Genomic DNA, 26,931 nt, shown 5'->3' on the forward strand with positions numbered 1-26,931 from the left:
TTAATGATAAAATTCTCAATAACACAGAGCATACACTTTGGAGTCGACTCCAGAGTCAAGCTTCTTTTTAAAGGTAAAGCGCCCGGACAATCAAAAAGTGTCCGGCGAAGTAGCAGGCCGAAGCAATGGCGGTGTCAGCGCGGAAACGACGGCGGTAGTGACTGCCCAGCCAGACGATATTGCTCACCAGCAGCAGCGTCGCGCCGAGGAAACTCGATAGCGCGGTATCGACCGGGCGGAAGAACCACAGTTCCCCGGCCAGCCACACCATCACCAGCGTCATCGCAATAAACGTGCAAATCGGCAGGCGTAATTCCTCAAGCCGTGACCAGATAACGGCGATCAACAGCCCGCCAATCACCAGCAGCACCAGCGGCAGCGGCCAGAAGAAGGACAGCGTCATTTGGCTGGCAAACCAAATCGTATACAGCAGATGCGACAGGAAGAAGGCCCCGATGGCGTACAGCAGGCGTTCACGCGATAACAGCGTCAGCGCATCGCCAATCAGTGACGCACACAGGCCCGCCAGCACCAGGTAGCTGATGGCATTGAACATGGGCGCTTGCCAGGCGAGCAGCAGCAACAGGATAAGCGTGACGGGTTTAAACACCCAACGCTGCCACACCGGGCCGCGATAGGACGCATCGACGTACAGCCAACCGGATAAACAGACCGCGATAAATGACCACAACATAATAAGTCCCTGTATCTGTTATTGATGTATAAGTTCTCTTCAGTTCAGTGTAGTGGCGCAAGTGGGATGATGGCAATGCCGGGTCGGGCGGGGTATCCTCTTTTGCGCCAATTCTTACCAGACATCAAGAGAACGTTCCAATGAGCAAAATGCCGCTCTTTTTTGTAATTGTGGTTGCGATTATCGTCGTCGCCGCCTCGTTCCGTTTCGTGCAACAGCGTCGCGAGAAGCTGGAGAACGACGCCGCGCCGGTGCAACAAAAGCGGGTGGTGGTGACCAGTAAGCGGCAAAAAGTGATTAATGAGCGACGTTCGCGCCAGCAAATCGTCGCCCCGGCGGGCAGCGATATCCGGTATGAAGCGAGCTTTAAGCCGGAAACCGGCGGGCTGGAAGTGACCTTCCGTCTGGAAGAAAAAACCTATGATCGGTTAACGGTCGGGGATAAGGGCACGCTGAGCTATAAAGGCTCGCGGTTCGTGTCATTTACGATGCCATGATGGGGTGCCCGGCGGCGTAACGTTGCCGGGTCTACGGTTTCGGGCGCGGTTGGCGGCCGCGCATAAAATCATTTTTTCTTCGGCGTCAGTTTCATCTTCTTCTGCCACGCAACCAGCTCAAACACCCCAAACAGAAACACGCGAACCTGTTCGCCCCGGGTCATTTGTGGCCCATCTTTCGGCATCGTGGCTTTCAGCAGCGTCATTTGCAGGCCGTGCATCAGGATCATGAAGATCAGCGCCACGTTGACGAAGATATTGACCGGAAATTTGAACGGGTGCACCACGTTGAGAACCAGGAAGGCCCAGACGCAAAGCATCAGCAGACGGCCTATATTAAGCAGCATCATTATTTCCTTGTGCTTTACGGTGATAAAGACGATAAGCGACCTGACCGGCCACCTTCTCACGGTGTAAATCCCAGTGTGCAGGCACCGGCGGTAGGCCGTTTTCCACTTCGCTTTCGACGTAGATAAGCGCATCATCCGCCAGCCAGCCCTGGGTTTCCAGCAGATTTAGCGTCTCTTCCAGCAGTCCTTTACGGAACGGCGGGTCGATAAACACCACGTCGTGCGGCGTGCCAGCCTGCGCCAGGAACGTTAAGCTGTTGGTATTCACCACTTTGGCATGGCTGGCGTTCAGCGTCGCGAGGTTTTTTTGTAGCTGTTGTGCCACGTGGCGTTCCATCTCCAGCAGCGTCGCGCTACCGGCATAACGGGACAGCGCTTCCAGCCCCAGCGCGCCGCTTCCGGCGAAACAGTCGAGGCAGCGGGCATCGACCATATACGGTGCAAGCCAGTTAAACAGCGTCTCGCGGACGCGGTCGGTGGTCGGGCGCAGGCCTGGGCTGTCGGGTACCGGGAGCTTACGGCCCCGCCATTGCCCGCCTATAATGCGGATTTGGCCGCTGCCGGAGTGGTTTGGTTTTTTCATATCTATGCTCAGCTCAATGCCGGATTACTCTTCCAGGCGGTGATGCGCGTTAAGTTAAGTGATAGACTATTTCATCATTTTTTTAGCTTCCATGTACATAGCGCAGTGACGCAGTACCGGGAATCAACAGCGAAGAGCGTGGTCGCAAATGGCAAAAGATAAAAAAAGAGGCTTTTTCTCCTGGCTGGGCTTTGGACAGAAAGAAGAAGAGCAGCAGCAGGAAGCCGAACAGCAGCAAAGCGAAGCGCAGCAGGCACCTGTAGAACCGGTTATCGAACAGGAAACTGTTGAAGATATCGCCGTTGAGCCCGTCGCCGAAGCGGAACAGAAAGCGGAAGTCACTGCGCACAGTGAAACCGAAACTCAGGCGTTTGCCAACGACGTTGTTGAGGTGACCGAAGAGGTTGTTCACAGCGCCGCGCCGCAGCCCGTCGAGCCGGAAGAGGTCATCGTTGAGGCTGAAGCTGTGGTTCACGTTGAGGCTGAGCCAGAAGCTGAACCCGAGCCAGAAGTCGAACCTGAACCCGAAGTCGAACCCGAAGCCGTTATTGACGAAGTTGTCGAAGCCGTCATCCTGGAAGATGTGCTCCCGGAAGACGAACTTGCGGAAGACGAACTGAGCGACGAAGAACTCGAAGCCCAGGCCCTGGCCGCCGCGGATGCCGCGGAAAACGCCATTGACGCGCCGCAAGAAACGGTTGAAGAAGACGCCGAAGAACCTGCGCAGCCACAGCAGGAGCAGGAACGCCCAACCAAAGAGGGCTTTTTCGCGCGGCTCAAACGCAGCCTGCTAAAAACCAAAGAAAATCTCGGTTCCGGATTTATCAGCCTGTTCCGCGGCAAGAAAATCGATGATGATCTGTTCGAAGAACTGGAAGAACAGCTGTTGATTGCCGATGTCGGCGTGGACACCACCCGTAAAATCATTGCCAATCTGACCGAAGGCGCGAGCCGCAAACAGCTGCGCGATGCCGAAGCGCTGTACGGTCTGCTGAAAGATGAAATGGGCGAAATCCTCGCAAAAGTGGATGAACCGCTTAATATTGAAGGCAAATCCCCGTTTGTTATTCTGATGGTCGGCGTCAACGGGGTGGGCAAAACCACCACTATCGGCAAGCTGGCGCGTCAGTTTGAGCAGCAGGGTAAATCGGTGATGCTGGCGGCGGGCGATACCTTCCGTGCCGCCGCGGTTGAGCAGCTCCAGGTCTGGGGCCAGCGCAACGACATTCCGGTAATTGCGCAGCACACCGGCGCAGATTCCGCATCGGTCATTTTCGATGCGATTCAGGCGGCGAAAGCGCGTAACGTTGATGTGCTGATCGCCGACACCGCAGGGCGTTTGCAGAACAAATCGCACCTGATGGAAGAGTTGAAAAAAATCGTCCGCGTGATGAAAAAACTGGACGAAGAAGCACCGCATGAAATTATGCTGACGCTGGATGCCAGCACCGGTCAGAATGCCATCAGTCAGGCGAAGCTGTTCCATGAAGCGGTTGGGCTGACGGGCATCACATTGACTAAACTGGACGGGACCGCCAAGGGTGGCGTTATCTTCTCGGTGGCCGATCAGTTCGGAATTCCGATTCGCTACATTGGCGTGGGCGAACGTATCGAAGATTTACGTCCGTTTAAATCGGACGATTTTATTGAGGCACTTTTTGCCCGAGAGGACTAACAATGATTCGCTTTGAACAAGTCAGCAAAGCCTATCTCGGCGGGAGACAAGCGCTGCAGGGGATTAACTTCCAGCTGCAGCCGGGTGAGATGGCCTTTCTGACCGGCCACTCCGGCGCGGGGAAAAGTACCCTGCTGAAGCTCATCTGCGGTATCGAGCGCCCAAGCACCGGGAAAATCTGGTTCGGCGGGCATGACATCAGCCGTCTGAAAAGCCGCGAAGTGCCGTTCCTGCGTCGTCAGATTGGGATGATTTTCCAGGATCACCACCTGCTGATGGACCGCACCGTGTTCGATAACGTGGCGATCCCGCTGATTATCGCCGGGGCGAGTTTCGATGATATCCGCCGTCGCGTATCGGCGGCGTTGGATAAAGTCGGGCTGCTCGACAAAGCGAAGAACCTGCCTATTCAGCTCTCAGGCGGGGAGCAGCAGCGCGTGGGCATCGCCCGTGCGGTGGTGAACAAACCCGCGGTGCTGCTGGCGGATGAACCGACCGGTAACCTCGATGAGGCGTTGTCGGAAGGTATTCTGCGCCTGTTTGAAGAGTTTAACCGCGTTGGGGTGACGGTGCTGATGGCCACCCACGATCTGGGCCTGATCTCCAGCCGCTCATACCGTATGCTGACCCTCAGCGACGGGCATTTGCACGGAGGCTACGGTGAATAAACGCGACGCGATGAACCACATCCGCCAGTTCGGCAACCGCTTTGACCGGTTGCGTAACGGCGGTGGCACCGGTCACAACGGCGGCAATGCGCCGAAACGTGCGAAACCGGCCCCGAAGCCGAACTCGCGCAAAACCAACGTCTTTAACGAACAGGTACGTTACGCGTTTAACGGCGCGTTGCAGGACCTCAAAAGTAAACCAATCGCCACGTTCCTGACGGTGATGGTGATCGCCATCTCCCTGACGCTGCCGAGCGTCTGCTATATGGTTTACAAGAACGTGAATACCGCGGCCTCACAGTATTATCCGTCGCCGCAAATCACGGTCTATCTCGAAAAAACGCTGGACGATGACGCTGCGGCGAGAGTCGTAGGGCAACTGCAGGCCGAGCAGGGCGTGGACAAAGTGAATTACCTGTCCCGTGATGAAGCATTGGGTGAGTTCCGCAACTGGTCAGGCTTTGGCGGCGCGCTGGATATGCTTGAAGAGAACCCGCTGCCTGCGGTGGCGGTGGTCATTCCGAAGCTTGATTTCCAGGGCACCGATTCGCTGAACACCCTGCGCGATCGCGTATCCCGCATTCAGGGCGTGGATGAAGTGCGGATGGATGACAGCTGGTTTGCTCGTTTGTCTTCCATCACCGGCCTGGTCGGACGCGTGGCGGCAATGATTGGCGTGCTGATGGTGGCGGCGGTCTTCCTCGTCATCGGTAACAGCGTGCGTCTGAGCATCTTCGCCCGTCGGGATACCATTAACGTGCAGAAACTGATTGGCGCGACCGACGGTTTCATCCTGCGTCCATTCCTGTATGGCGGGGCGCTGCTTGGTTTCTCCGGGGCGTTCCTGTCGTTGATTCTGTCTGAAATTCTGGTGCTGCGTTTGTCATCGGCGGTCACCGAGGTCGCCAAGGTCTTCGGCACCCAGTTTGAACTCAGCGGCTTAGGTCTCGACGAGTGTCTGCTGATGCTGATTGTCTGCTCGATGATCGGCTGGGTAGCCGCCTGGCTGGCGACGGTTCAACATTTACGCCACTTTACGCCGGAATAAAAAAAGTCTGATATACTCTCTCCCTGCTGCAAAGAAGATTCCTGTTCGCAGGGAGAGTTTCAAAACCCATCTGCTTTCCCTGTCCAAACGTTATCATCGTGATGTCACATTTTGTGCGTAATCTATTCACACCGTTGCATGGAACTTGTGGATAACATCACTGTCTGATAAAAATGTGAATGTTAATCTCGCTGCACGAAACAACTGGCCCGAAAGTTGCCTGATGGGAACGTAGCACGGCCAGGACGTAAATTGAGAGGACTTGAATGACCAAAGATATGCAAACTTTAGCTTTAGCCCCTGTTGGCAACCTGGATTCCTATATCCGGGCGGCAAACGCATGGCCGATGTTGACGGCTGATGAAGAACGGGCACTGGCGGAAAAGCTGCATTACCAGGGCGATCTGGAAGCAGCGAAGACGCTGATCCTGTCTCACCTGCGCTTTGTTGTTCACGTTGCTCGTAACTACTCTGGCTACGGCCTGCCGCAGGCGGATTTGATTCAGGAAGGTAACATCGGCCTGATGAAAGCCGTGCGCCGCTTCAACCCTGAAGTGGGTGTGCGTCTGGTCTCTTTCGCCGTGCACTGGATCAAAGCCGAAATTCATGAATACGTTCTGCGTAACTGGCGTATCGTGAAAGTCGCAACTACCAAAGCACAGCGTAAGCTGTTCTTTAACCTGCGTAAAACCAAGCAGCGTCTGGGCTGGTTTAATCAGGATGAAGTCGAAATGGTGGCGCGTGAACTGGGCGTATCCAGCAAAGACGTGCGTGAAATGGAATCGCGAATGTCCGCACAGGACATGGCGTTTGATATGTCGTCTGACGATGATTCCGAAAGCAATTCTGTCGCACCGGTGCTCTACCTTCAGGATAAATCGTCTAACTTTGCCGACGGCATTGAAGACGACAACTGGGAAGAGCAGGCCGCGAACAAACTGACTCACGCGATGGAAGGCCTGGACGAACGTAGCCAGGATATCATTCGCGCCCGCTGGCTGGACGAAGACAACAAGTCCACGCTGCAGGAGCTGGCTGACCGCTATGGCGTGTCCGCAGAGCGTGTGCGTCAGCTTGAAAAGAACGCAATGAAAAAATTGCGTATGGCGATCGAAGCGTAATAAAAGCAAAACGGCAACCTCAGGTTGCCGTTTTTAGTTTTTGCTCCCTCTCCTTGGGGGAGAGGGTTGGGGTGAGGGCATCAGATCGCACCCAATCAAAAATTATCCCGTCGTTATACACTCCATTAATACCTTAAACGCCCCCTCCATCTCTTCCTCGCGCATCGCCGCAAACCCCATTAGCAGCCCGCGCTGCGTTGCATTGTTCAGGTAATACCGCGACAGCGGTCGCACCAGCACCCCTTTTTCATTGGCTTTTTGCGCCAGCGCCACGTCATCACACTCGGCGTCGAGCTTCAGTACCAGATGCAGCCCGGCGTTATCGTTAAATTCGCTCAGTGCCTCTTTGCCGAGATAATCGGTTATCAGGCCCGTCAGCCGCTGACGTCGGCGGGCATACAGCAGTCGCATCCGGCGAATATGGGCGGTGTAATGTCCCTCGCGGATAAACAGCGCCAGCGCGTCCTGGTCGAGCAAACGGCCGCTGCGATACAGTTCGGCATGGGCGGTGCGTAATGATTGCGCCAGGGGACGCGGGAGCACCACATAGCCCAACCGCATACCCGGCCACATGGTTTTACTGAAGGTGCCGATGTAAATCACCGGCGCGTCTTCGACCAGCCCCTGCAAAGCCGGGATTGGCTGGCCGGAGAAGCGAAACTCACTGTCGTAATCGTCTTCCACAATCCAGCTGCCGGTTTGTCGCGCCACCGCCAGCAGACGCTGACGGCGTTCGAGACTCATCACACAGCCGAGCGGATACTGATGCGACGGCGTCACGAAAATCAGCCGGGGCGGCGTCTGGCCCGGCTCTGGTGGGTTCATGCCGCTCAGGTCGACATCCACCGCCTGTAACGTTACCCCATTCATCTGCAGCACGTTGCGAATGCCCCAATAGGCGGGCTCCTCAATCCATGCGCGATCCCCGGGGTTACACAACATGCGTGATACCAGATCAATGGCCTGATGAATGCCTTCGGTTATCAGGATTTGGTCCGGCGTACAGCGCACCGACCGCGCTACCCGCAGATACTCCATCAGCGCCTGTTGCAGCGCCGGGCTGCCGCCGGAGGGACTGTAAGAGAGCTGCATTGCCTGCGGTTTCCGGCTGATGCGGGTATGGATTTTACGCAGCAGGGCATGAGGAAACTCGTTCACGTCCGGCACGCCGGGCAAAAAAGCACCCCACTGGCGTGGACTGGCGCGGCGGTGTGCCAGCAGCGCCTGGCCGCGTTCTGAAAAGCTCACGCTGCGTGAGTCGCTGGCATGTTCCTGATGGCTGCCGGGAGCGAACAGCAGCGCGTCCGGCACGGTTTTCGCCACGAAGGTGCCGCTCCCGGAACGGGAAACGATATAGCCCTCGGCCAGCAACTGCTCATACACGGTCAGCACCGTGTTGCGCGATAAGCGTAACTGGCTGGCGAGATCGCGGGACGGCGGCAGGCGACTTTGTGGTGGCAGGCTGCCGTCGAGGATCGACAGGCGCACGGCGTTGTACAGCTTCTTGTGCAATTTATCGTCAGGCTGTTCATCCAGACGCAGTTGCAGGAGATCGCACACTAAAGAACGCAATTGGATCCCTCAATTATTCAAAACTGGTACTCGATTATAGAACCGCTCAGAGAGTAAAACACTTGTATTGTTTCAAAGTTGTTAACACTAAACGTATTTGAGATGGGGTAAGGTCGATGAAAAACACTGAACTGAATCAGCGCCGCTTACAGGCGACACCGCGTGGGATTGGCGTGATGTGTGGCTTCTATGCCGAGAAAGCCGAAAATTCCACCCTGTGGGACGTGGAAGGCAACGAGGTGATTGATTTCGCCGCCGGGATTGCGGTGCTCAACACCGGCCATCGCCATCCCAAAATCGTTGCGGCAATTGAAAAACAGCTGCAGGCCTTCACCCACACTGCCTATCAGATTGTCCCTTACGAAAGCTATATCTCGCTGGCCGAACGCATCAACGACCGTGTGCCGGTCAACGGCCCGGCGAAAACCGCATTCTTCTCCACCGGCGCTGAAGCGGTCGAAAACGCGGTGAAAATTGCCCGCGCCTACACCAAACGCCCGGGGCTGATCACCTTTGGCGGCGGCTTCCACGGCCGTACCTTTATGACCATGGCGCTGACCGGCAAAGTGGCCCCGTACAAAATCGGTTTCGGCCCGTTCCCGGGTTCCGTCTACCACGGTCAGTACCCGAATGCGGCGCACGGGGTCAGCACCGCTGATGCGATGCACAGCCTGGAGCGCATCTTCAAAGCGGATATCGCCCCGGATCAGGTCGCGGCCATTATTCTGGAGCCGGTGCAGGGCGAGGGTGGTTTCAACGTCGCCCCTGCCGATTTTATGCAGGCTCTGCGTAAGCTGTGTGACACCCACGGTATTCTGCTGATTGCCGATGAAGTGCAGACCGGCTTCGCCCGAACCGGCAAACTGTTTGCGATGGAACATTACGACGTCAAGCCCGACCTGATGACCATGGCGAAAAGCCTGGCCGGTGGGATGCCGCTGTCAGCGGTGGCGGGCCGTGCCGACGTGATGGACGCCCCGGCCCCTGGCGGTCTCGGCGGCACCTACGCCGGTAACCCGCTGGCGGTCGCGGCGGCGCATGCGGTGCTCGACATCATCGACGAAGAGGAACTTTGTTCGCGTGCCGCAAAGCTCGGTCATCATCTGGTGGAAGTGCTGAACAATGCCAAAGCCGATTGCCCACATATCGTCGACGTTCGCGCCCAGGGGGCGATGGTCGCCGTGGAATTCAACGATCCGCAGACCGGCGCGCCGTCCCCGGAATTTACCAAACAGGTGCAGGACAAGGCGATGAAAGAGGGCCTGTTGCTGCTGAGCTGTGGTGTTTACGGCAACGTGATCCGCTTCCTTTACCCTCTCACCATTCCTGACGCGCAGTTCCGTAAGGCGCTGGACATTATTCGACGCTCCCTCAGCCAGTAATGGCTTGCCGCTCTCCGGAGCGGCTTTTTTTTGTCACGTTTCTGTTACATAACCCTCAAAATTCTCGTTCCAAAAGCTAAAAAATCGGGTATGTTTTAGCAGAGTATGCTGCAAAAGCGCGGGTGGCAGACCTAAAACAGAAATAAAGCGCTGCATAACAACATCACAACAAAAGCAATCACCATCACAATGGGGAATCTCAGGATGAATATGAAGGGTAAAGCGTTACTGGCAGGATGTATCGCGTTGGCGATGAGCCACATGGCGATGGCCGAAGAGATTAAAATTGCCGTCGTGGGGGCAATGTCTGGCCCGGTAGCGCAGTATGGCGATCAGGAGTTCACCGGGGCTGAGCAGGCCGTGGCGGATATTAACGCCAAGGGCGGTATCAAAGGCAATAAACTCGAAATCGTAAAATATGACGATGCCTGCGACCCGAAACAAGCCGTGGCGGTAGCGAACAAAGTCGTCAACGATGGCATCAAATACGTTATCGGGCACCTGTGCTCCTCCTCCACGCAGCCAGCGTCTGACATTTATGAAGACGAAGGCATTCTGATGATCACCCCGGCGGCGACCGCTCCGGAGCTGACTGCGCGCGGTTACAATCTGATCCTGCGTACCACCGGTCTGGACTCTGACCAGGGTCCAACGGCGGCAAAATACATTCTCAACACCGTGAAGCCGAAGCGCATCGCGATTGTTCATGACAAGCAGCAGTACGGCGAAGGTCTGGCCCGTGCGGTGCAGGACCCCCTGAAAAAAGGCGGCGCTAACGTGGTGTTCTTTGACGGCATCACCGCCGGGGAGAAAGACTTCTCCACCCTGGTGGCGCGTCTGAAGAAAGAGAACATCGACTTCGTCTACTACGGCGGCTACCACCCGGAAATGGGGCAGATCCTGCGCCAGGCGCGTGCCGCTGGGCTGAAAACTCAGTTCATGGGCCCGGAAGGCGTGGCCAACGTATCGCTGTCTAACATCGCCGGTGATTCTGCGGAAGGTCTGCTGGTGACCAAGCCGAAGAACTACGATCAGGTTCCGGCCAACAAACCGATTGTGGATGCGATCAAAGCCAAGAAACAGGATCCGAGCGGGGCGTTCGTGTGGACCACCTATGCAGCCATTCAGTCTCTGAATGCTGGCCTGAACCAGAGCGACGACCCGGTGAAGATTGCTGAATGGCTGAAAGCGAACAGCGTCGATACCGTCATGGGTCCGCTGAGCTGGGATAAGAAAGGTGACCTGAAAGGTTTTGAGTTCGGCGTGTTCACCTGGCATGCCAACGGCACCGCCACCGACGCCAAATAATTAAAAGCACCCTCACCCCGGCCCTCTCCCTAAAAGGGAGAGGGAGCAAAACAGTCCCCTCGCCCCTTTGGGGAGAGGGTTAGGGTGAGGGGAAGTGCCGCTCGGTTAACCCTTCACCCAACCGTTATCGTGCGCCGCAAACCCGACTGCGGACATAAACGCCGCCATCGCTTCCCGGTCTTCAACACCCACATCCGCCATCCACCACCCTGCGATGGTCGAATTCTCGCGCAGCACTTCTTCTATCAAATACTGACCCACGCCCCGGCGACGGGTGATGTCACGAATACGCAACGAATCCAGCGCGCCCTGGTTGCCCTTCAGCGTCACCCGAACCGCGCCTAACAGCCTGTCGTTGAACCGTGCGGCGTAGATCCGATGCTCGTCATCCATCTGCAAAGACGATGAACTGTATTCCGGCCAAATCTTGCCGAGATCGATATGGTCCTGCTCGCTGAGCGCCGTCAGCCTGATTACCGTCAGTTTCATGTGAAGCTACCCGTCAAAAAATATTGCCCTGAGTGTATCGAAAATCGCGATTAACCGATTTCTATTTTTAGACTGAATGACAGCGGATTCGTTTTCCGTCGATCGTCGTGGCAGTGCAATGCGTCATGGATCGAAAAATAAGCAGAATTTTAACCTGAAAGGTAGTGATTTATTCGGTTCTTTGTACCCTTATTTTATGCTGAAAACGGCGCTTTTTTTTGTTTAACTCTGGCTGAATACAGAATATTATCTTTTCTTAATCGACTGAAAAATAGAGATTTTAGTCAGGTTTTTGGCAAAAAGCATCGCTAAACCATTAAAGAGACTGGTAAAAATAGCGTTGTGCATTAAAAGTACAGAATGCTTTTTAACCAGATAAATACAAAATATATACAAATAACATCACGAATGGGGATTGAAGATGAAACGGAATGCGAAAACATTGATTGCGGGAATGATTGCATTGGCGATGACGCAATCAGCCCTGGCGAAGGATATTAAGGTCGCGGTGATTGGGGCGATGTCTGGCCCGGTCGCGCAGTGGGGCGACATGGAATTCAACGGCGCACGCCAGGCGATAAAAGACATTAACGCGGCGGGCGGCATCAAGGGCGACAAACTGGTTGCCGTCGAATATGACGATGCCTGTGACCCAAAACAGGCCGTAGCGGTCGCCAACAAAGTGGTTAACGACGGCATTCAATACGTTATCGGGCACCTGTGCTCCTCTTCCACGCAGCCAGCGTCTGACATTTACGAAGACGAAGGCATTCTGATGATAACCCCTGGCGCAACCAATCCGGAGCTGACCCAGCGCGGCTATCAGTACATCATGCGTACCGCGGGCCTCGACTCCTCCCAGGGCCCGACCGCCGCCAAATACATTGTGGAAAAAGTGAAACCGCAGCGTATCGCTATCATTCATGACAAACAGCAGTACGGCGAAGGCCTGGCGCGTTCCGTGCAGGATAGCCTGAAGAAGAGTGGCGCGAACGTGGTGTTCTTCGACGGCATTACCGCCGGGGAGAAAGACTTTTCCGCGCTGGTCGCCCGTCTGCAAAAAGAAAATATCGACTTCGTTTACTACGGCGGCTACTACCCGGAAATGGGGCAGATCCTGCGTCAGGCGCGTTCCGTTGGCCTGAAAACGCAGTTCATGGGCCCGGAAGGCGTGGGTAACGCTTCCCTGTCTAACATCGCCGGTGCCGCAGGCGAAGGGATGCTGGTCACAATGCCGAAACGCTATGACCAGGACCCAGCCAACAAAGGTATCGTTGATGCGCTGAAAGCCGAGAAGAAAGATCCGAGCGGCCCGTATGTGTGGATAACCTATGCCGCAGTGCAGTCTCTGGCCACCGCCATGAACCGCACCGGTAGCGAAGATCCGCAGGCGTTGATTAAAGATTTGAAAGCAAACGGTGCAAAAACCGTGATTGGGCCGCTGAACTGGGATGAGAAAGGCGATCTGAAGGGATTTGAATTTGGTGTCTTCCAGTGGCATGCGGACGGGTCGTCCAGCGTCGCCAAATAAGAAGAAGACGAGTTATCCCACCGCCCGTATACCTGCCGGGCGGTTATAAAAAGGTTCCTTTATGTCAGAGCAGTTTCTTTATTTCCTGCAGCAGATGTTTAACGGCGTCACGCTGGGAAGCACCTACGCGCTGATCGCCATCGGTTACACCATGGTGTACGGCATTATCGGGATGATCAACTTCGCCCACGGCGAGGTGTATATGATCGGCAGCTATGTGTCGTTCATGATTATCGCCGCGCTGATGATGATGGGCATCGACACCAGCTGGCTGCTGGTGGGGGCCGGATTCGTCGGGGCGATTGTCATCGCCAGCGCCTACGGCTGGAGCATTGAACGGGTCGCTTATCGCCCGGTTCGTAGCTCCAAACGCCTGATTGCGCTGATCTCCGCCATCGGGATGTCCATCTTCCTGCAAAACTACGTCAGCCTGACCGAAGGCTCGCGCGATATCGCCCTGCCAAGCCTGTTCAACGGCCAGTGGATTATCGGCAGTAGCGAAAGCTTCTCTGCCTCCATCACCACCATGCAGTTGGTTATCTGGGTGGTAACCTTTGTGGCGATGCTGGCCCTGACCGTGTTCATCCGCTACTCCCGCATGGGGCGCGCCTGTCGTGCCTGTGCAGAAGACCTGAAAATGGCGAGCCTGCTCGGCATTAACACTGACCGTGTGATTGCCCTGACGTTCGTCATCGGTGCCGCCATGGCGGCGGTGGCGGGCGTACTGCTTGGTCAGTTCTACGGGGTGATTAACCCGTACATTGGCTTTATGGCTGGGATGAAAGCCTTTACTGCGGCGGTTCTGGGCGGCATCGGCAGCATTCCGGGGGCGATGATCGGCGGCCTTATCCTGGGCGTAGCCGAAGCGCTCTCCTCCGCTTACCTGAGTACCGAATACAAAGACGTGGTGTCGTTCGCGCTGCTGATTGTGGTGCTGCTGGTAATGCCGACCGGGATCCTGGGTCGTCCGGAGGTAGAAAAAGTATGAAACCGATGCATTTTGCGATGGCGCTGCTGTCTGCCGCCATGTTCTTCGTGCTGGCTGGCGTGTTTATGGGCGTTCAGCTTTCGCTGAGCGGGACGAAGCTGGTCGTCAATTCCGCGGCGGATATCCGTTGGCAGTGGATTTACATCGGCACCGCGGTGGTGTTTATCTTCCAGCTGCTGCGTCCGATGGTGCAGAAAGGCCTGAAGAGCGTTTCCGGACCGAAGTTTGTTCTGCCAGCAATTGACGGTTCAACCGTTAAACAGAAGCTGTTCCTGATTGCGCTGTTGGTGATTGCCGTGGCGTGGCCGTTTATGGTGTCTCGCGGCACCATTGATATCGCCACCCTGACCATGATCTACATTATTCTCGGCCTTGGGCTGAACGTGGTGGTGGGGCTGTCCGGCCTGCTGGTGCTGGGCTACGGTGGCTTCTACGCCATTGGGGCGTACACCTTTGCGTTGCTGAATCACTATTACGGTCTCGGCTTCTGGACCTGTCTGCCGTTGGCGGGCCTGGTCTCTGCCGCTGCCGGTTTCCTGCTCGGCTTCCCGGTGCTGCGCCTGCGCGGAGACTACCTGGCGATTGTCACCCTCGGCTTCGGCGAAATTGTGCGTATTCTGCTGCTCAACAATACCGAAATCACCGGCGGCCCGAACGGGATCAGCCAGATCCCGAAACCGACGCTGTTCGGTCTGGAGTTCAGCCGGACCACACGCGAAGGCGGCTGGGATACCTTCAGCAACTTCTTCAACATGAAGTACGACCCGAACGACCGCGTTATTTTCCTCTATCTGGTGGCGCTGCTGTTGGTGGTTGTCACGCTGTTCGTGATTAACCGCCTGCTGCGTATGCCGCTAGGCCGCGCGTGGGAAGCGCTGCGTGAAGATGAAATCGCCTGCCGTTCGCTGGGCCTGAGCCCGACGCGCATCAAGCTGACGGCGTTCACCATCAGCGCCGCGTTTGCCGGTTTCGCCGGAACATTGTTCGCCGCCCGTCAGGGCTTCGTCAGCCCGGAATCGTTCACCTTCGCCGAATCGGCATTTGTGTTAGCGATTGTGGTGCTCGGTGGAATGGGCTCGCAGTTCGCGGTCATTCTGGCGGCAGTCCTGCTGGTGGTATCGCGTGAGCTGATGCGTGATTTCAACGAATACAGCATGTTAATGCTGGGTGGTTTAATGGTTCTGATGATGATCTGGCGTCCACAAGGCTTGCTGCCGATGACCCGTCCACAGCTGAAACTGAAGAATGGACAGACCAAAGGAGATCAGGCATGAGTCAGCCATTATTATCCGTTAACGGTCTGATGATGCGATTTGGCGGCCTGTTGGCGGTCAATAACGTCAATCTTGAACTGCACCCGCAGGAAATCGTTTCGCTGATTGGCCCGAACGGCGCGGGGAAAACCACGGTCTTTAACTGCCTGACCGGGTTCTACAAGCCAACCGGCGGCAGCATTATGCTGCGCGATAAGCATCTTGAAGGCCTGCCGGGCCAGCAAATCGCCCAGATGGGCGTGGTGCGGACCTTCCAGCACGTGCGCCTGTTCCGTGAAATGACGGTGATTGAAAACCTGCTGGTCGCGCAACATCAGCAGCTGAAAACCGGCGTCTTCTCCGGGCTGCTGAAAACCCCAGCGTTTCGTAAAGCGCAAAGTGAAGCGCTGGATCGCGCCGCCACCTGGCTCGATCGTATCGGCCTGCTGGCGCACGCTAACCGCCAGGCGAGCAACCTCGCCTACGGTGACCAGCGCCGACTGGAAATCGCCCGCTGCATGGTGACCCAGCCGGAAATCCTGATGCTCGACGAACCGGCGGCGGGTCTGAACCCGAAAGAGACCAAAGAGCTGGACGAGCTGATTGCCGAACTGCGTAGCCATCACAACACCACCATTCTGTTGATTGAGCACGACATGAAGCTGGTGATGGGTATTTCAGACCGTATTTACGTGGTGAATCAGGGCACGCCGCTGGCGAACGGATCACCGGAAGAAATCCGCAATAACCCTGACGTTATTCGCGCCTATTTGGGTGAGGCATAAGATGGAAAAAGTCATGTTGTCCTTTGACAAAGTCAGCGCCCACTACGGCAAAATCCAGGCGCTGCATGAGGTAAGCCTGCACATCAATCAGGGCGAAATTGTCACCCTGATCGGGGCCAACGGCGCGGGTAAAACCACGCTGCTCGGCACCCTGTGCGGTGACCCACGGGCGACCAGTGGGCGCGTCACCTTTGATGGCAAAGATATTACCGACTGGCAGACCGCAAAAATCATGCGTGAAGCGGTGGCGATTGTGCCGGAAGGGCGTCGCGTTTTCTCCCGGATGACCGTGGAAGAGAACCTGGCGATGGGCGGCTTCTTTGCCGACCGCAGCGAGTATCACGCCCGAATTAAGTGGGTATACGAACTGTTTCCGCGTCTGTGGGAGCGACGTATTCAGCGAGCGGGCACCATGTCCGGCGGGGAACAGCAGATGCTGGCGATTGGCCGGGCGCTGATGAGCCAGCCGCGTCTGCTGCTGCTCGACGAGCCGTCGCTCGGCCTGGCGCCGATCATCATCCAGCAGATTTTCGACACCATTGAGCAACTGCGCAAAGAGGGGATGACCATCTTCCTCGTTGAGCAGAACGCCAATCAGGCGCTGAAGCTGGCTGACCGAGGCTACGTGCTGGAGAACGGTCACGTGGTGCTGGAAGATACCGGCGATGCGTTACTGGCAAACGAAGCGGTACGCAGCGCCTATTTGGGTGGTTGAGTAAAACCCCCTCACCCTAAGCCTCTCCCTGAGGGAGAGGGAACCTTCTTTTCTCCCTCTCCCTCAGGGAGAGGGCCGGGGTGAGGGTATCTAACCGCACAACCCCCCCTCCACCGTCACCATTCCATCACCTCCCTGAAGCCTGGCTGTAACCTCTCCGTCATCTCCCGGTTCTATTTCTGTCATACGCCCATGTCATGTTGTGTTGCGAACAAAAACGCGTGATTTCGCGCATCCGGCACAACAAGAGAGATAACCGAATGACATCGTTACGACACACCGCTTTAGCTCTGACGTTGGGTCTGGCCTTTGCCTCCCAGGCCATGGCTGTTACTACCGTTCCGTTCTGGCACTCCATGGAAGGGGAGTTAGGCAAAGAAGTTGACTCCCTCGCCCAGCGTTTTAACGACACCCATCCCGATTACAAAATTGTGCCGGTGTACAAAGGCAACTACGAACAGAGCCTGGCGGCAGGGATTGCGGCCTTCCGCACCGGGAACGCGCCTGCTTTATTGCAGGTTTATGAAGTCGGCACCGCCACCATGATGGCCTCGAAAGCCATCAAGCCGGTGTACGAAGTGTTTAAAGACGCGGGCATCCCGTTTGACGAATCCCAGTTTGTGCCGACCGTGTCCGGTTACTACACCGACTCCAAAACCGGTCATCTGCTGAGCCAGCCGTTTAACAGCTCCACCCCGGTGCTGTACTACAACAAAGATGCCTTTAAGAAAGCCGGATTAAACCCGGATCAGCCGCCGAAAACCTGGCAGGATCTCGCCGATTACACCGCCAAGCTGAAAGCGGCAGGCATGAAGTGCGGCTACGCCAGCGGCTGGCAGGGCTGGATCCAACTGGAAAACTTCAGCGCCTGGAACGGCCTGCCATTCGCCAGCCAAAACAACGGTTTTGACGGCACCGATGCGGTCCTGGAATTCAACCAGCCGGCGCAGGTGAAGCACATCGCGATGCTGGAAGCGCTGAACAAGAAGGGCGATTTCAGCTACTTCGGGCGTAAAGATGAATCGACCGAGAAGTTCTATAACGGCGATTGCGCCATCACTACCGCCTCTTCCGGTTCGCTGGCAGACATTCGTCAGTACGCCAAATTTAACTATGGCGTCGGCATGATGCCGTACGACGCCGACGCGAAAGGTGCCCCGCAAAACGCCATCATCGGCGGCGCCAGCCTGTGGGTGATGCAGGGCAAAGATAAAGAGACCTACAAGGGTGTGGCCGAGTTCCTCGACTTCCTGACCAAACCGGAAATCGCCGCCGAATGGCACCAGAAAACCGGCTATCTGCCGATCACCACCGCGGCTTACGATTTGACCCGCCAGCAGGGTTTCTATGACAAGAACCCAGGCGCGGATATCGCCACCCGTCAGATGCTGAACAAGCCGCCGTTGCCGTTCACCAAAGGCCTGCGTTTGGGCAACATGCCGCAGATCCGCACCATCGTGGATGAAGAACTGGAATCGGTGTGGACCGGTAAGAAAACCCCGCAGCAGGCACTGGATTCCGCCGTCGAGCGGGGTAATCAGCTGCTGCGCCGTTTCGAGAAGTCGACCAAATCGTAACCGGTGAAATGCCGGGTGGCGCTGCGCTTGCCCGGCCTACGAATTGCCTCATGTAGGCCGCCACCCGGCGTTTTCTGAAAAAGAGTCAAACTATGTCATCATCCCGTCCGGTCTTTCGCTCGCGCTGGCTGCCCTATGTGCTGGTCGCGCCACAGCTGGCGATTACCGTCATTTTCTTTATCTGGCCTGCGGGCGAAGCGCTGTGGTACTCCCTCCAGAGCGTGGATCCGTTTGGGCTGTCCAGCGAGTTTGTCGGCTTCGACAACTTCATCGCCCTGTTTCACGACAGCTACTACCTGGACTCTTTCTGGACCACCATGAAATTCAGCGGTCTGGTGACCATCAGTGGCCTGTTGGTCTCGCTGTTTTTTGCCGCCCTGGTCGATTACGTGGTGCGCGGTAGCCGTCTGTATCAGACCCTGATGTTGCTGCCTTACGCCGTGGCCCCGGCCATCGCGGCGGTGCTGTGGATTTTCCTCTTCAACCCCGGACGCGGGTTGATTACCCATTGGCTGGAGTTGATCGGATACAACTGGAACCACGCGCAGAACAGCGGCCAGGCGATGTTCCTGGTGGTGTTCGCCTCGGTGTGGAAGCAAATCAGCTACAACTTCCTGTTCTTCTTCGCCGCGTTACAGTCGATTCCTCGCTCGCTGGTGGAAGCCGCCGCGATTGACGGTGCCGGGCCGGTGCGTCGCTTCTTCGCGATTGCGCTACCGCTGATTGCCCCGGTGAGTTTCTTCCTGCTGGTGGTCAATCTGGTGTACGCCTTCTTCGACACCTTCCCGGTTATCGATGCCGCAACGGCAGGCGGCCCGGTGCAGGCCACCACCACGCTTATCTACAAAATTTACCGCGAAGGTTTTGCCGGGCTGGATCTGTCCGCATCGGCGGCGCAGTCGGTGGTGCTGATGGCGCTGGTGATTATCCTGACGGTGGTGCAGTTCCGTTATGTCGAAAGTAAGGTGCGCTATCAATGATTGAACATCGTCGCGGGCTGACCTGGTTCAGCCACAGTATGTTGATCCTCGGGATTGCGGTTGTCCTGTTCCCGCTGTACGTCGCGTTTGTGGCGGCAACCCTGGATGACAAAGCGGTCTTTGCCACCCCAATGACGCTGGTGCCCGGCTCGCATTTGCTGGAGAACATGAAGCTCATCTGGCTGCGTGGCGTCGGGGCCAACAGTGCGCCGTTCTGGCTGATGCTGCTCAACAGTTTCATCATGGCGTTCACCATCACGGTGGGCAAAATCGCGGTGTCGATGCTGTCGGCATTCGCCATCGTCTGGTTCCGCTTTCCGCTGCGTAACCTGTTCTTCTGGATGATTTTTATCACCCTGATGTTGCCGGTCGAGGTGCGTATTTTCCCGACGGTGGAAGTGATCGCCAACCTCAAGCTGCTCGACAGCTACACCGGCCTGACGCTGCCGCTGATGGCCTCGGCGACCGCCACCTTCCTGTTCCGCCAGTTCTTTATGACCCTGCCGGACGAGCTGATAGAAGCGGCGCGAATTGACGGCGCATCGCCGATGCGTTTTTTCCGTGACATCGTGCTGCCGCTGTCGAAAACCAACCTGGCGGCGCTGTTCGTGATCACCTTTATCTACGGCTGGAACCAGTATCTGTGGCCGCTGCTGATCGTCACCGACGTCAATCTCGGCACGGCGGTGGCGGGTATTAAAGGCATGATCGCCACCGGCGAAGGCACCACCGCGTGGAATCAGGTGATGGCGGCGATGCTGCTGACGCTGATCCCACCGGTCATTATCGTTTTAGCCATGCAGCGCGCGTTCGTGCGTGGTTTAGTGGACAGTGAGAAATAACCAAGATGGCAGGACTGAAATTACAGGCAGTAACCAAGAGCTGGGACAATGGCAAAACCCAGGTTATCCAGCCGCTGACGCTGGATGTCTCAGACGGGGAGTTTATCGTGATGGTCGGCCCGTCGGGCTGCGGCAAATCGACGCTGCTGCGAATGGTTGCCGGGCTGGAGCGCGTCTCCAGCGGGGATATCTGGATTGACCGCCAGCGCGTGACCGAGCTGGAGCCGAAAGAGCGTGGCATTGCGATGGTGTTCCAGAACTACGCGCTGTATCCGCATATGAGCGTAGAAGAGAACATGGCCTGGGGCCTGAAAATCCGCGGCATGGGCAAAGGGCATATCGCCGAGCGGGTGAAAGAGGCGGCGCGTATTCTTGAGCTGGAACATTTGTTAACGCGTCGTCCGCGCGAGCTCTCCGGCGGTCAGCGCCAGCGCGTGGCGATGGGGCGAGCGATTGTCCGTGACCCGGCGGTGTTCCTGTTCGACGAACCGCTCTCTAACCTCGATGCCAAGCTGCGGGTGCAGATGCGTCTGGAGCTGCAACAGCTGCACCGCCGCCTGAATACCACCTCGCTGTATGTGACCCACGACCAGGTCGAGGCCATGACGCTCGCGCAGCGGGTGATGGTGATGAACAAAGGCATCGCCGAACAGATAGGCACCCCGGTGGAAGTGTATGAAAAGCCCGCCAGCCGCTTCGTGGCGAGCTTTATCGGCAGCCCGGCGATGAACCTGCTCGACGGACGGGTCAGCGCCTCCGGCACGCATTTCGAACTCGCCAGCGGCATGGCGTTACCGCTGAACTGGCAGTATCGCGGCTACGCCGGGCGCAGCATGACGCTGGGTATCCGTCCGGAGCATATTGCGCTAAGCTCGCAGGCCGAAGGCGGCGTACCCCTGGTGATGGATACGCTGGAAATTTTGGGTGCAGATAACCTCGCGCACGGCCGCTGGGGTGAGCAAAAAATGGTGGTGCGCTTGCCGCATCAGCATCGCCCGCAGGCGGGCAGCACGCTGTGGCTGCATCTGCCGGAAAACCATCTGCACCTGTTTGATGGCGAAACAGGACAACGCATATGAGCCACTGGCCTTATCCCCGTATCGTCGCCCATCGTGGCGGCGGGAAACGAGCCCCGGAAAACACCCTCGCGGCGATTGACGTTGGCGCACATTACGGGCATACGATGATCGAGTTTGACGCCAAGCTGTCGCAGGACGGGCAGATTTTTCTGTTGCACGATGACAACCTGGAGCGGACCAGCAACGGCTGGGGCGTGGCGGGGAAGCTGACGTGGAACGAACTGCTGCACGTCGATGCCGGGAGCTGGTTCAGCCATGAATTTAAAGGCGAACCGCTGCCGCTGCTCTCGCAGGTGGCAGAACGTTGTCACCAGCACGGCATGATGGCCAACATCGAAATCAAACCGTCCACCGGAACCGGGCCGCTGACCGGCAAAACCGTGGCGCTGGCCGCGCGTGAGCTGTGGGCAGGCAGGGTGCCGCCGCTGCTGTCGTCATTTGAAATCGACGCTTTGGAGGCGGCGCAAGAAGCGGCCCCCGAACTGCCGCGCGGGTTATTGCTCGACGACTGGCGCGATGACTGGCAGGCGCTGACCACGCGTCTGGGCTGCGTGTCGATTCACCTGAATCATCGGTTGCTGGACGAAGCGCGCGTGAAGATGCTCAAAGCGGCGGGGCTGCACATTCTGGTGTACACGGTGAACAAACCCCAGCGCGCATCAGAGCTGCTGCGCTGGGGCGTGGACTGCATCTGTACCGATGCGATTGACGTTATCGGCCCGGACTTCCGCTAAGTTTAACGAGACAGCGGCTGCGGGTTAGACGGGGTACTCAGCAGGTCACCGTTCTGCGTTTGCGGCAGCATGTGCTGCGGCGAACTGTTCAGCATTGAGTCGCTATTGCTGCCGCTTAACATCCCGCCTTGGGTGTTCGGCAGCACCTGCTCCCCCGGCTGGCCGTTTAACACCCGCTGCTGGTTGTTGTTCATCTGCGTTTGCAGATGCTGCTGCTGGACCTGCGTCTGGGTTTGCACCTGCTGGTTCAACATCCCTTTCTGTTGCAGCTGCTGCGTTTGCATTTCGGTCTTCATGCGTTGCTGGCTGGGGATCACGTACCCCGGCTGATTAGGGTTATTGGTCGGGTTCAGTGGCTGTGCTAAAACGGCAAACGGCACAAGCGCCGTCAGAAAAATTAAAGTTTTCATCTTTTCCTCCTCCCCAGTGGGGGCTTTCTTAAGTTTACCTCCAATTCGCCATTACGATGATTTTTTAGGAATTCTGAACCAGGCTTAAGCGGGCGCATGACCCTTTCACCTGGAGAATAACAATGATTGAAACCCGTTTTTGGCGCGGGGCGGCGATTGCTGCTCTGCTGGCAGGAGGCAGTTTCAGCGTGGCGGCCAACACGCCGTCACCCGCGGCACCGCCGGTGTCGTATGGTGTTGAAGAGGATGTTTTCCACCCGGTACGTGCCCGGCAGGGCATGGTCGCGTCGGTGGATGAAATGGCCACTCACGTTGGCGTGGAGATCCTCAAACAGGGCGGAAATGCGGTCGATGCCGCGGTGGCCGTGGGTTACGCGCTGGCGGTGACGCACCCGCAGGCGGGGAATCTCGGCGGCGGCGGGTTTATGCTGCTGCGCACCAAAGACGGGAAAACCACGGCGATTGATTTCCGTGAAATGGCCCCGGCGCAGGCCACCCGCGATATGTTCCTCGACGATCAGGGCAATCCTGACAGCAAAAAATCGCTGACCTCGCATCTGGCGTCCGGCACGCCGGGCACGGTGGCTGGTTTCTCGCTGGCGCTGAAAGAGTACGGCACGATGCCGCTCAACAAAGTGGTGCGCCCGGCCATCAAGCTCGCGAAAGAGGGCTTTACCGTGAACGATGCGCTGGCCGATGATCTGAAAACCTACGGCAGTGAAGTCATTCCCAATCATGAAAAAAGTAAAGCCATATTCTGGAAAAACGGCGAGCCGCTGAAAAAGGGCGACAGGCTGGTGCAGGCCAACCTGGCGAAAAGCCTGGAGATGATTGCTGAGAACGGCCCGGAGGCATTCTATAAAGGGCCGATTGCTGACCAGATCGCCGGGGAAATGAAAAAGAACGGCGGGCTGATAACCAAAGACGATTTGGCGAACTACAAAGCGGTGGAGCGAGAGCCTATCAGCGGCGATTACCGCGGCTATCAGGTGTTCTCCATGCCGCCGCCGTCGTCCGGGGGCATTCATATCGTTGAAATCCTGAACATCCTGGAAAACTTCGATGTGCATAAATACGGTTTCGGCAGCGCCGATGCGATGCAGGTGATGGCGGAGGCCGAAAAGCACGCCTACGCCGACCGCTCGGAATACCTCGGCGACCCGGATTTCGTCAAAGTGCCGTGGCAGGCGCTGACCAGCAAGGATTACGCCAAATCCATCGCCGCCGAAATCGACCTGAATAAGGCCAAACCGTCGAGCCAAATCCGCCCCGGCAAACTGGCGCCGTATGAAAGCAATCAGACCACCCATTTCTCGGTGGTGGATAAAGACGGTAACGCGGTGGCGGTGACGTACACCCTGAACACCACGTTCGGTACGGGCATTGTGGCGGGGAACAGCGGCATCCTGATGAATAACCAGATGGATGATTTCTCGGCCAAACCGGGCGTGCCGAACGTGTACGGTCTGGTCGGTGGGGAGGCGAACGCCGTCGGGCCGCATAAGCGTCCGCTGTCGTCGATGTCACCGACCATCGTGGTCAAAGATGGGAAAACCTGGCTGGTGACCGGCAGCCCAGGCGGCAGCCGGATTATCACCACCGTACTGCAAATGGTGGTGAATACCATCGACTTTGGGATGAACGTCGCCGAAGCGACCAATGCGCCACGCTTCCATCATCAATGGCTGCCGGATGAGCTGCGGGTGGAGAAGGGCTTTAGCCCGGATACCCTGAAACTGCTGGCAGACAAAGGTCAGAAGGTGGCCGTCAAAGAGGCGATGGGCAGCACCCAGAGCATAATGGTCGGCCCGGACGGCACGCTGTATGGTGCCTCGGACCCGCGTACAGTGGATGATTTAACGGCAGGGTACTGATTTTTTGCCCGGCGGCACTGCGTTTGCCGAGCCTACGGTTTTGTAGGTCCTGCAAGCGGAGCGCCGCCGGGCGCTTTTCGGACCCATTATTTCATCCGCGCCATATAATACGCATCGACGTATTCCCCGTTGCGCAGGGCGTAGTTCTTGCCGGTGCCTTCTATCTCGAACCCGAACTTCCGGTACAGGCCGATCCCCGCAGGATTATCGACAAACACCGTCAATTCTATTCGCTCGACGCGCAGCCAGTTATCGCACAGGTTCACCATCTCCCGCATCAGCGCACTACCGACCCCGCGGTTCTGAAACGCCGGTGCGATGCTTATCCCAAAGGTGGCAACATGGCTGCGACGCGGGTTTTCCATCACCTCCAGCGCCAGATGGCCGACCACCCGGTCGTCGATGCAGGCGACGAGCTGCCGTCTGCCGGGCTTGCGCATCACGCGTTCGTGCCACATTTCCATGGAAGGATGAGGAATTTGTAGAGTGGAGTGATAGACATCCGGATGCATGTTCATCTGACGTAATGCTTCTGCATCGTTGGCTTCAACGTGGCGGATCACTATTTCACTCGTGCTCATTCCTTCTCTCCTTTCCCAGGGTGGGCGTTTAGTTGTCCCTGTAACCATCTCCGAGCCGCAAAATTTCGTCAACTGCTGTTTTTTGTTAAAAAGCGCTAGACAAGTGCGAATGATAATGATTATTATTGCCATGCATTCAGGGAGACCCTTACGGAGAACCTGAAAGCACGACATTGCTCACATTGCTTCCAGTATTATTTGTAGCCAGCCTCGCGCTGGCTTTTTTTTGCCCATCTTACTTCGGGCAAAATGGAGAAAAATGGGGATGTTTGCTTTTAGAGACTTGCAGTATGGTAGGGATAATTCAAAGTCAAAAAGGACTGAACCATGACCCTACATTGCGCATTTATTGGTTTCGGAAAAAGCACCACCCGCTATCATCTCCCGTACGTCCTCAACCGCAAAGAGAGCTGGCATGTGGCGCATATTTATCGTCGTAGCGCCAAGCCGGACGAGCAGCAGCCGCAGTATCAGCACATTCATTTCACCAGTGATTTAGACGACGTATTGAATGACCCGCAGGTCAAACTGGTGGTGGTCTGTACCCATGCCGACAGCCATTTTGACTATGCGAAACGGGCGCTGGAAGCCGGAAAAAACGTGCTGGTGGAAAAACCGTTCACCCCGACCATCGCCGAAGCGAAAGAGCTGTTCGCGCTGGCAAAGTCGAAAGGGCTGACGGTCACGCCGTATCAGAACCGTCGCTTTGACTCCTGCTTCCTGACCGCCAAAAAGGCCATCGAGAGCGGAAAACTCGGTGATATTGTGGAAATTGAAAGTCATTTCGATTACTACCGTCCGGAAGTGCCCACCCAGCCAGGTCTGCCGCAGGACGGCGCATTCTATGGTCTGGGCGTGCATACCATGGACCAAATCATCTCGCTGTTTGGTCGCCCGGACCACGTGGCGTATGACATCCGCAGCCTGCGAAACAAAGCTAACCCGGACGATACTTTTGAGGCGCAGCTGTTCTACGGCAACCTGAAGGCGATCGTCAAAACCAGCCACCTGGTGAAAATCGATTACCCGAAATTTATCGTGCATGGCACCAAGGGATCGTACCTGAAATACGGCATCGACCAGCAGGAAACCAGCCTGAAGGCCAATATCATGCCGGGCGAGCCGGGCTTTGCCGTCGATGACAGCATCGGCCAGCTGGAGTACGTGAACGCTCAGGGCGAGACGGTGCGTGAGGAAGTGAAACCGGAAATCGGGGACTATGGCCGGGTGTACGATGCGCTGTATCAGACGCTGAAAAACGGCGCGCCGAATTACGTCAAGGAATCTGAAGCTCTGACCAATCTGGAGATCCTCGAACGGGCCTTCGAACAGGCTTCGCCTGCCACGATAACCCTCGCCAAATAAGCGGATTTGGCTTCTCTGTTCTTGTTCATAAATTTTGAACAGAGGAGTCAATTTTCACCCACTATCATCCTGGCCGGTTCCGGTCCACACTAACTCCATCGAAACGAACACGGAGTTAGACATCATGATTTACTTACGCAAAGCAAACGAACGTGGCCATGCAAATCACGGCTGGCTGGACTCCTGGCACACCTTCTCTTTCGCGAATTATTACGACGCGAATTTCATGGGCTTCTCCGCGCTTCGGGTCATTAACGACGACGTGATTGATGCCGGTCAGGGCTTCGGCACTCACCCGCACAAAGACATGGAAATTCTGACCTACGTGCTGGAAGGCGCCGTTGAACATGAAGACAGCATGGGCAACAAAGAGCAGGTGCCTGCCGGTGAATTCCAGATTATGAGCGCCGGGACCGGGGTACGTCACTCGGAGTACAACCCGAGCAAAACGGAAAAGCTGCACCTGTATCAAATCTGGATTATCCCGCAGGAAAACGGCATCACGCCGCGCTACGAGCAGCGTCGCTTTGACGCCACCCAGGGCAAACAGCTGGTGCTGTCGCCTGATGCTCGCGACGGTTCGTTGAAAGTGAATCAGGACATGGAGCTGTACCGCTGGGCGCTGTTGAAAGACGAACAGTCGGTGCATCAGATTGCTGCGGACCGCAAGGTGTGGATCCAGGTGGTAAAAGGTGACGTGTCGATTAATGGCACCAAAGCGACCACCGCTGACGGCCTGGCAATCTGGGACGAGCAGGCGATTTCGGTTCACGCTGAAAGCGACGCTGAAATTCTGCTGTTCGATCTGCCGCCGGTATGATCCTGATTAA

27 protein-coding genes are annotated in these 26,931 nt (G+C 56.7%); 20 read left to right on the forward strand and 7 right to left on the reverse strand.

Annotation, left to right across the window (positions count from 1 at the left end; translation table 11 throughout):
* Positions 1-67: 67 nt before the first annotated feature.
* The gene (locus ACG0Z5_RS15270; protein WP_394448726.1) at positions 68-694 is read right to left on the reverse strand and encodes a lysoplasmalogenase; all 627 of its coding nucleotides are present in this window, start codon (positions 692-694) and stop codon (positions 68-70) included.
* A 140-nt stretch (positions 695-834) separates the two neighbouring features.
* On the opposite strand from ACG0Z5_RS15270, the gene ACG0Z5_RS15275 reads away from it, so the two are divergent.
* Positions 835-1,191, forward strand: a complete 357-nt coding sequence (locus tag ACG0Z5_RS15275) for a DUF2500 domain-containing protein (protein ID WP_394448730.1) — start codon at positions 835-837, stop codon at positions 1,189-1,191.
* 68 nt (positions 1,192-1,259) lie between these two features.
* Here the strand turns inward: ACG0Z5_RS15275 and ACG0Z5_RS15280 are convergent, their stop codons facing one another.
* Together ACG0Z5_RS15280 and rsmD are read right to left on the reverse strand one after the other, a co-directional pair.
* Positions 1,260-1,538, reverse strand: a complete 279-nt coding sequence (locus tag ACG0Z5_RS15280; RefSeq protein ID WP_394448836.1) for a DUF1145 family protein — start codon at positions 1,536-1,538, stop codon at positions 1,260-1,262.
* The gene (rsmD, locus tag ACG0Z5_RS15285; protein WP_394448733.1) at positions 1,528-2,124 is read right to left on the reverse strand and encodes a 16S rRNA (guanine(966)-N(2))-methyltransferase; all 597 of its coding nucleotides are present in this window, start codon (positions 2,122-2,124) and stop codon (positions 1,528-1,530) included. Before rsmD ends, ACG0Z5_RS15280 begins: the two co-directional genes overlap by 11 nt.
* Positions 2,125-2,272: 148 nt before the next feature.
* Here rsmD and ftsY point away from each other — a divergent pair, with 148 nt between their 5' ends.
* From ftsY to rpoH, 4 genes are all read left to right on the forward strand, one after another.
* Positions 2,273-3,799: a signal recognition particle-docking protein FtsY gene (gene ftsY, locus ACG0Z5_RS15290; RefSeq protein ID WP_394448736.1), complete on the forward strand. Its 1,527-nt coding sequence runs from the start codon at positions 2,273-2,275 to the stop codon at positions 3,797-3,799.
* Between the two features lie 2 nt (positions 3,800-3,801).
* A complete protein-coding gene (ftsE, locus tag ACG0Z5_RS15295) occupies positions 3,802-4,467 on the forward strand; it encodes a cell division ATP-binding protein FtsE (RefSeq protein ID WP_319627073.1) in 666 nt (221 codons plus the stop codon).
* Positions 4,460-5,515, forward strand: coding sequence for a permease-like cell division protein FtsX (gene ftsX, locus ACG0Z5_RS15300; RefSeq protein ID WP_319627072.1), 1,056 nt, complete (start codon positions 4,460-4,462; stop codon positions 5,513-5,515). The genes ftsE and ftsX overlap by 8 nt, the downstream gene beginning before the upstream one ends.
* Before the next feature lie 266 nt (positions 5,516-5,781).
* Positions 5,782-6,636: an RNA polymerase sigma factor RpoH gene (rpoH, locus tag ACG0Z5_RS15305; RefSeq protein ID WP_319627071.1), complete on the forward strand. Its 855-nt coding sequence runs from the start codon at positions 5,782-5,784 to the stop codon at positions 6,634-6,636.
* 102 nt (positions 6,637-6,738) lie between these two features.
* Here rpoH and ACG0Z5_RS15310 read toward each other — a convergent pair whose 3' ends face one another.
* A complete protein-coding gene (locus tag ACG0Z5_RS15310) occupies positions 6,739-8,208 on the reverse strand; it encodes a PLP-dependent aminotransferase family protein (RefSeq protein ID WP_394448741.1) in 1,470 nt (489 codons plus the stop codon).
* A 116-nt stretch (positions 8,209-8,324) separates the two neighbouring features.
* Between ACG0Z5_RS15310 and ACG0Z5_RS15315 the strand changes: the two genes are divergently transcribed.
* The gene (locus ACG0Z5_RS15315) at positions 8,325-9,590 is read left to right on the forward strand and encodes a 4-aminobutyrate--2-oxoglutarate transaminase (protein WP_394448744.1); all 1,266 of its coding nucleotides are present in this window, start codon (positions 8,325-8,327) and stop codon (positions 9,588-9,590) included.
* A gap of 204 nt (positions 9,591-9,794) precedes the next feature.
* Positions 9,795-10,898, forward strand: a complete 1,104-nt coding sequence (locus ACG0Z5_RS15320; protein ID WP_394448748.1) for a branched-chain amino acid ABC transporter substrate-binding protein — start codon at positions 9,795-9,797, stop codon at positions 10,896-10,898.
* A gap of 105 nt (positions 10,899-11,003) precedes the next feature.
* Here ACG0Z5_RS15320 and panM read toward each other — a convergent pair whose 3' ends face one another.
* A complete protein-coding gene (gene panM / locus ACG0Z5_RS15325; protein ID WP_394448751.1) occupies positions 11,004-11,387 on the reverse strand; it encodes an aspartate 1-decarboxylase autocleavage activator PanM in 384 nt (127 codons plus the stop codon).
* A gap of 421 nt (positions 11,388-11,808) precedes the next feature.
* Between panM and livK the strand changes: the two genes are divergently transcribed.
* From livK to ugpQ, 10 genes are all read left to right on the forward strand, one after another.
* Entirely contained in the window at positions 11,809-12,918 is a 1,110-nt protein-coding gene (gene livK, locus ACG0Z5_RS15330) for a high-affinity branched-chain amino acid ABC transporter substrate-binding protein LivK (protein ID WP_394448754.1), read from the forward strand.
* A gap of 61 nt (positions 12,919-12,979) precedes the next feature.
* Positions 12,980-13,906, forward strand: coding sequence for a high-affinity branched-chain amino acid ABC transporter permease LivH (gene livH / locus ACG0Z5_RS15335; protein ID WP_394448757.1), 927 nt, complete (start codon positions 12,980-12,982; stop codon positions 13,904-13,906).
* Entirely contained in the window at positions 13,903-15,180 is a 1,278-nt protein-coding gene (locus ACG0Z5_RS15340) for a high-affinity branched-chain amino acid ABC transporter permease LivM (RefSeq protein ID WP_394448760.1), read from the forward strand. Before livH ends, ACG0Z5_RS15340 begins: the two co-directional genes overlap by 4 nt.
* Complete coding sequence (gene livG / locus ACG0Z5_RS15345; RefSeq protein ID WP_394448763.1) at positions 15,177-15,944, forward strand: high-affinity branched-chain amino acid ABC transporter ATP-binding protein LivG; 768 nt, start codon at positions 15,177-15,179, stop codon at positions 15,942-15,944. Before ACG0Z5_RS15340 ends, livG begins: the two co-directional genes overlap by 4 nt.
* A 1-nt stretch (position 15,945) precedes the next feature.
* Positions 15,946-16,659: a high-affinity branched-chain amino acid ABC transporter ATP-binding protein LivF gene (gene livF / locus ACG0Z5_RS15350; RefSeq protein WP_394448767.1), complete on the forward strand. Its 714-nt coding sequence runs from the start codon at positions 15,946-15,948 to the stop codon at positions 16,657-16,659.
* Between the two features lie 260 nt (positions 16,660-16,919).
* Positions 16,920-18,236, forward strand: a complete 1,317-nt coding sequence (ugpB, locus tag ACG0Z5_RS15355) for a sn-glycerol-3-phosphate ABC transporter substrate-binding protein UgpB (RefSeq protein ID WP_394448770.1) — start codon at positions 16,920-16,922, stop codon at positions 18,234-18,236.
* A 92-nt stretch (positions 18,237-18,328) separates the two neighbouring features.
* Positions 18,329-19,216: a sn-glycerol-3-phosphate ABC transporter permease UgpA gene (gene ugpA / locus ACG0Z5_RS15360; RefSeq protein ID WP_394448773.1), complete on the forward strand. Its 888-nt coding sequence runs from the start codon at positions 18,329-18,331 to the stop codon at positions 19,214-19,216.
* A complete protein-coding gene (gene ugpE / locus ACG0Z5_RS15365; protein ID WP_319785548.1) occupies positions 19,213-20,058 on the forward strand; it encodes a sn-glycerol-3-phosphate ABC transporter permease UgpE in 846 nt (281 codons plus the stop codon). Before ugpA ends, ugpE begins: the two co-directional genes overlap by 4 nt.
* Positions 20,059-20,063: 5 nt before the next feature.
* Entirely contained in the window at positions 20,064-21,137 is a 1,074-nt protein-coding gene (locus ACG0Z5_RS15370) for a sn-glycerol-3-phosphate import ATP-binding protein UgpC (RefSeq protein ID WP_394448776.1), read from the forward strand.
* Positions 21,134-21,871 carry a glycerophosphodiester phosphodiesterase gene (ugpQ, locus tag ACG0Z5_RS15375; RefSeq protein ID WP_394448779.1) on the forward strand — a complete coding sequence of 246 codons (738 nt, stop codon included), beginning with the start codon at positions 21,134-21,136 and terminating at the stop codon, positions 21,869-21,871. The genes ACG0Z5_RS15370 and ugpQ overlap by 4 nt, the downstream gene beginning before the upstream one ends.
* A 2-nt stretch (positions 21,872-21,873) precedes the next feature.
* Here ugpQ and ACG0Z5_RS15380 read toward each other — a convergent pair whose 3' ends face one another.
* Entirely contained in the window at positions 21,874-22,281 is a 408-nt protein-coding gene (locus ACG0Z5_RS15380) for a DUF2756 family protein (RefSeq protein WP_394448782.1), read from the reverse strand.
* A 122-nt stretch (positions 22,282-22,403) separates the two neighbouring features.
* Here ACG0Z5_RS15380 and ggt point away from each other — a divergent pair, with 122 nt between their 5' ends.
* On the forward strand, positions 22,404-24,155 hold the full coding sequence (ggt, locus tag ACG0Z5_RS15385) for a gamma-glutamyltransferase (protein WP_394448785.1): 1,752 nt from the start codon (positions 22,404-22,406) through the stop codon (positions 24,153-24,155).
* Between the two features lie 86 nt (positions 24,156-24,241).
* On the opposite strand, the gene yhhY is transcribed toward ggt, so the two are convergent.
* Entirely contained in the window at positions 24,242-24,736 is a 495-nt protein-coding gene (yhhY, locus tag ACG0Z5_RS15390; protein WP_394448788.1) for an N-acetyltransferase, read from the reverse strand.
* A 327-nt stretch (positions 24,737-25,063) separates the two neighbouring features.
* Between yhhY and ACG0Z5_RS15395 the strand changes: the two genes are divergently transcribed.
* Positions 25,064-26,101: an oxidoreductase gene (locus ACG0Z5_RS15395; protein ID WP_394448791.1), complete on the forward strand. Its 1,038-nt coding sequence runs from the start codon at positions 25,064-25,066 to the stop codon at positions 26,099-26,101.
* A 124-nt stretch (positions 26,102-26,225) separates the two neighbouring features.
* Positions 26,226-26,921 (forward strand): pirin family protein, encoded by a 696-nt coding sequence (locus tag ACG0Z5_RS15400; RefSeq protein ID WP_394448794.1) that lies wholly within the window; start codon positions 26,226-26,228, stop codon positions 26,919-26,921.
* Positions 26,922-26,931 lie beyond the last annotated feature (10 nt).

Origin of the sequence: Scandinavium sp. M-37 (assembly GCF_043558715.1) — a bacterium.
Lineage (GTDB): Bacteria > Pseudomonadota > Gammaproteobacteria > Enterobacterales > Enterobacteriaceae > Scandinavium > Scandinavium vulneris_A.

Excerpts from the sequence above, each read along its gene's own strand:
- livK (WP_394448754.1), top strand. The coding sequence starts at position 11,809 with ATGAAACGGAATGCGAAAACATTGATTGCGGGAATGATTGCATTGGCG.
- ugpA (WP_394448773.1), top strand. The coding sequence starts at position 18,329 with ATGTCATCATCCCGTCCGGTCTTTCGCTCGCGCTGGCTGCCCTATGTG.
- ugpE (WP_319785548.1), top strand. The coding sequence starts at position 19,213 with ATGATTGAACATCGTCGCGGGCTGACCTGGTTCAGCCACAGTATGTTG.
- ACG0Z5_RS15395 (WP_394448791.1), top strand. The coding sequence starts at position 25,064 with ATGACCCTACATTGCGCATTTATTGGTTTCGGAAAAAGCACCACCCGC.
- ACG0Z5_RS15270 (WP_394448726.1), bottom strand. The coding sequence starts at position 694 with ATGTTGTGGTCATTTATCGCGGTCTGTTTATCCGGTTGGCTGTACGTC.
- livG (WP_394448763.1), top strand. The coding sequence starts at position 15,177 with ATGAGTCAGCCATTATTATCCGTTAACGGTCTGATGATGCGATTTGGC.
- ACG0Z5_RS15380 (WP_394448782.1), bottom strand. The coding sequence starts at position 22,281 with ATGAAAACTTTAATTTTTCTGACGGCGCTTGTGCCGTTTGCCGTTTTA.
- ACG0Z5_RS15400 (WP_394448794.1), top strand. The coding sequence starts at position 26,226 with ATGATTTACTTACGCAAAGCAAACGAACGTGGCCATGCAAATCACGGC.
- rpoH (WP_319627071.1), top strand. The coding sequence starts at position 5,782 with ATGACCAAAGATATGCAAACTTTAGCTTTAGCCCCTGTTGGCAACCTG.
- livH (WP_394448757.1), top strand. The coding sequence starts at position 12,980 with ATGTCAGAGCAGTTTCTTTATTTCCTGCAGCAGATGTTTAACGGCGTC.
- yhhY (WP_394448788.1), bottom strand. The coding sequence starts at position 24,736 with ATGAGCACGAGTGAAATAGTGATCCGCCACGTTGAAGCCAACGATGCA.
- ACG0Z5_RS15315 (WP_394448744.1), top strand. The coding sequence starts at position 8,325 with ATGAAAAACACTGAACTGAATCAGCGCCGCTTACAGGCGACACCGCGT.
- ACG0Z5_RS15275 (WP_394448730.1), top strand. The coding sequence starts at position 835 with ATGAGCAAAATGCCGCTCTTTTTTGTAATTGTGGTTGCGATTATCGTC.
- ACG0Z5_RS15320 (WP_394448748.1), top strand. The coding sequence starts at position 9,795 with ATGAATATGAAGGGTAAAGCGTTACTGGCAGGATGTATCGCGTTGGCG.
- ACG0Z5_RS15280 (WP_394448836.1), bottom strand. The coding sequence starts at position 1,538 with ATGCTGCTTAATATAGGCCGTCTGCTGATGCTTTGCGTCTGGGCCTTC.
- panM (WP_394448751.1), bottom strand. The coding sequence starts at position 11,387 with ATGAAACTGACGGTAATCAGGCTGACGGCGCTCAGCGAGCAGGACCAT.
- ugpB (WP_394448770.1), top strand. The coding sequence starts at position 16,920 with ATGACATCGTTACGACACACCGCTTTAGCTCTGACGTTGGGTCTGGCC.
- ftsY (WP_394448736.1), top strand. The coding sequence starts at position 2,273 with ATGGCAAAAGATAAAAAAAGAGGCTTTTTCTCCTGGCTGGGCTTTGGA.
- ACG0Z5_RS15370 (WP_394448776.1), top strand. The coding sequence starts at position 20,064 with ATGGCAGGACTGAAATTACAGGCAGTAACCAAGAGCTGGGACAATGGC.
- ugpQ (WP_394448779.1), top strand. The coding sequence starts at position 21,134 with ATGAGCCACTGGCCTTATCCCCGTATCGTCGCCCATCGTGGCGGCGGG.
- rsmD (WP_394448733.1), bottom strand. The coding sequence starts at position 2,124 with ATGAAAAAACCAAACCACTCCGGCAGCGGCCAAATCCGCATTATAGGC.
- livF (WP_394448767.1), top strand. The coding sequence starts at position 15,946 with ATGGAAAAAGTCATGTTGTCCTTTGACAAAGTCAGCGCCCACTACGGC.
- ftsE (WP_319627073.1), top strand. The coding sequence starts at position 3,802 with ATGATTCGCTTTGAACAAGTCAGCAAAGCCTATCTCGGCGGGAGACAA.
- ggt (WP_394448785.1), top strand. The coding sequence starts at position 22,404 with ATGATTGAAACCCGTTTTTGGCGCGGGGCGGCGATTGCTGCTCTGCTG.
- ACG0Z5_RS15340 (WP_394448760.1), top strand. The coding sequence starts at position 13,903 with ATGAAACCGATGCATTTTGCGATGGCGCTGCTGTCTGCCGCCATGTTC.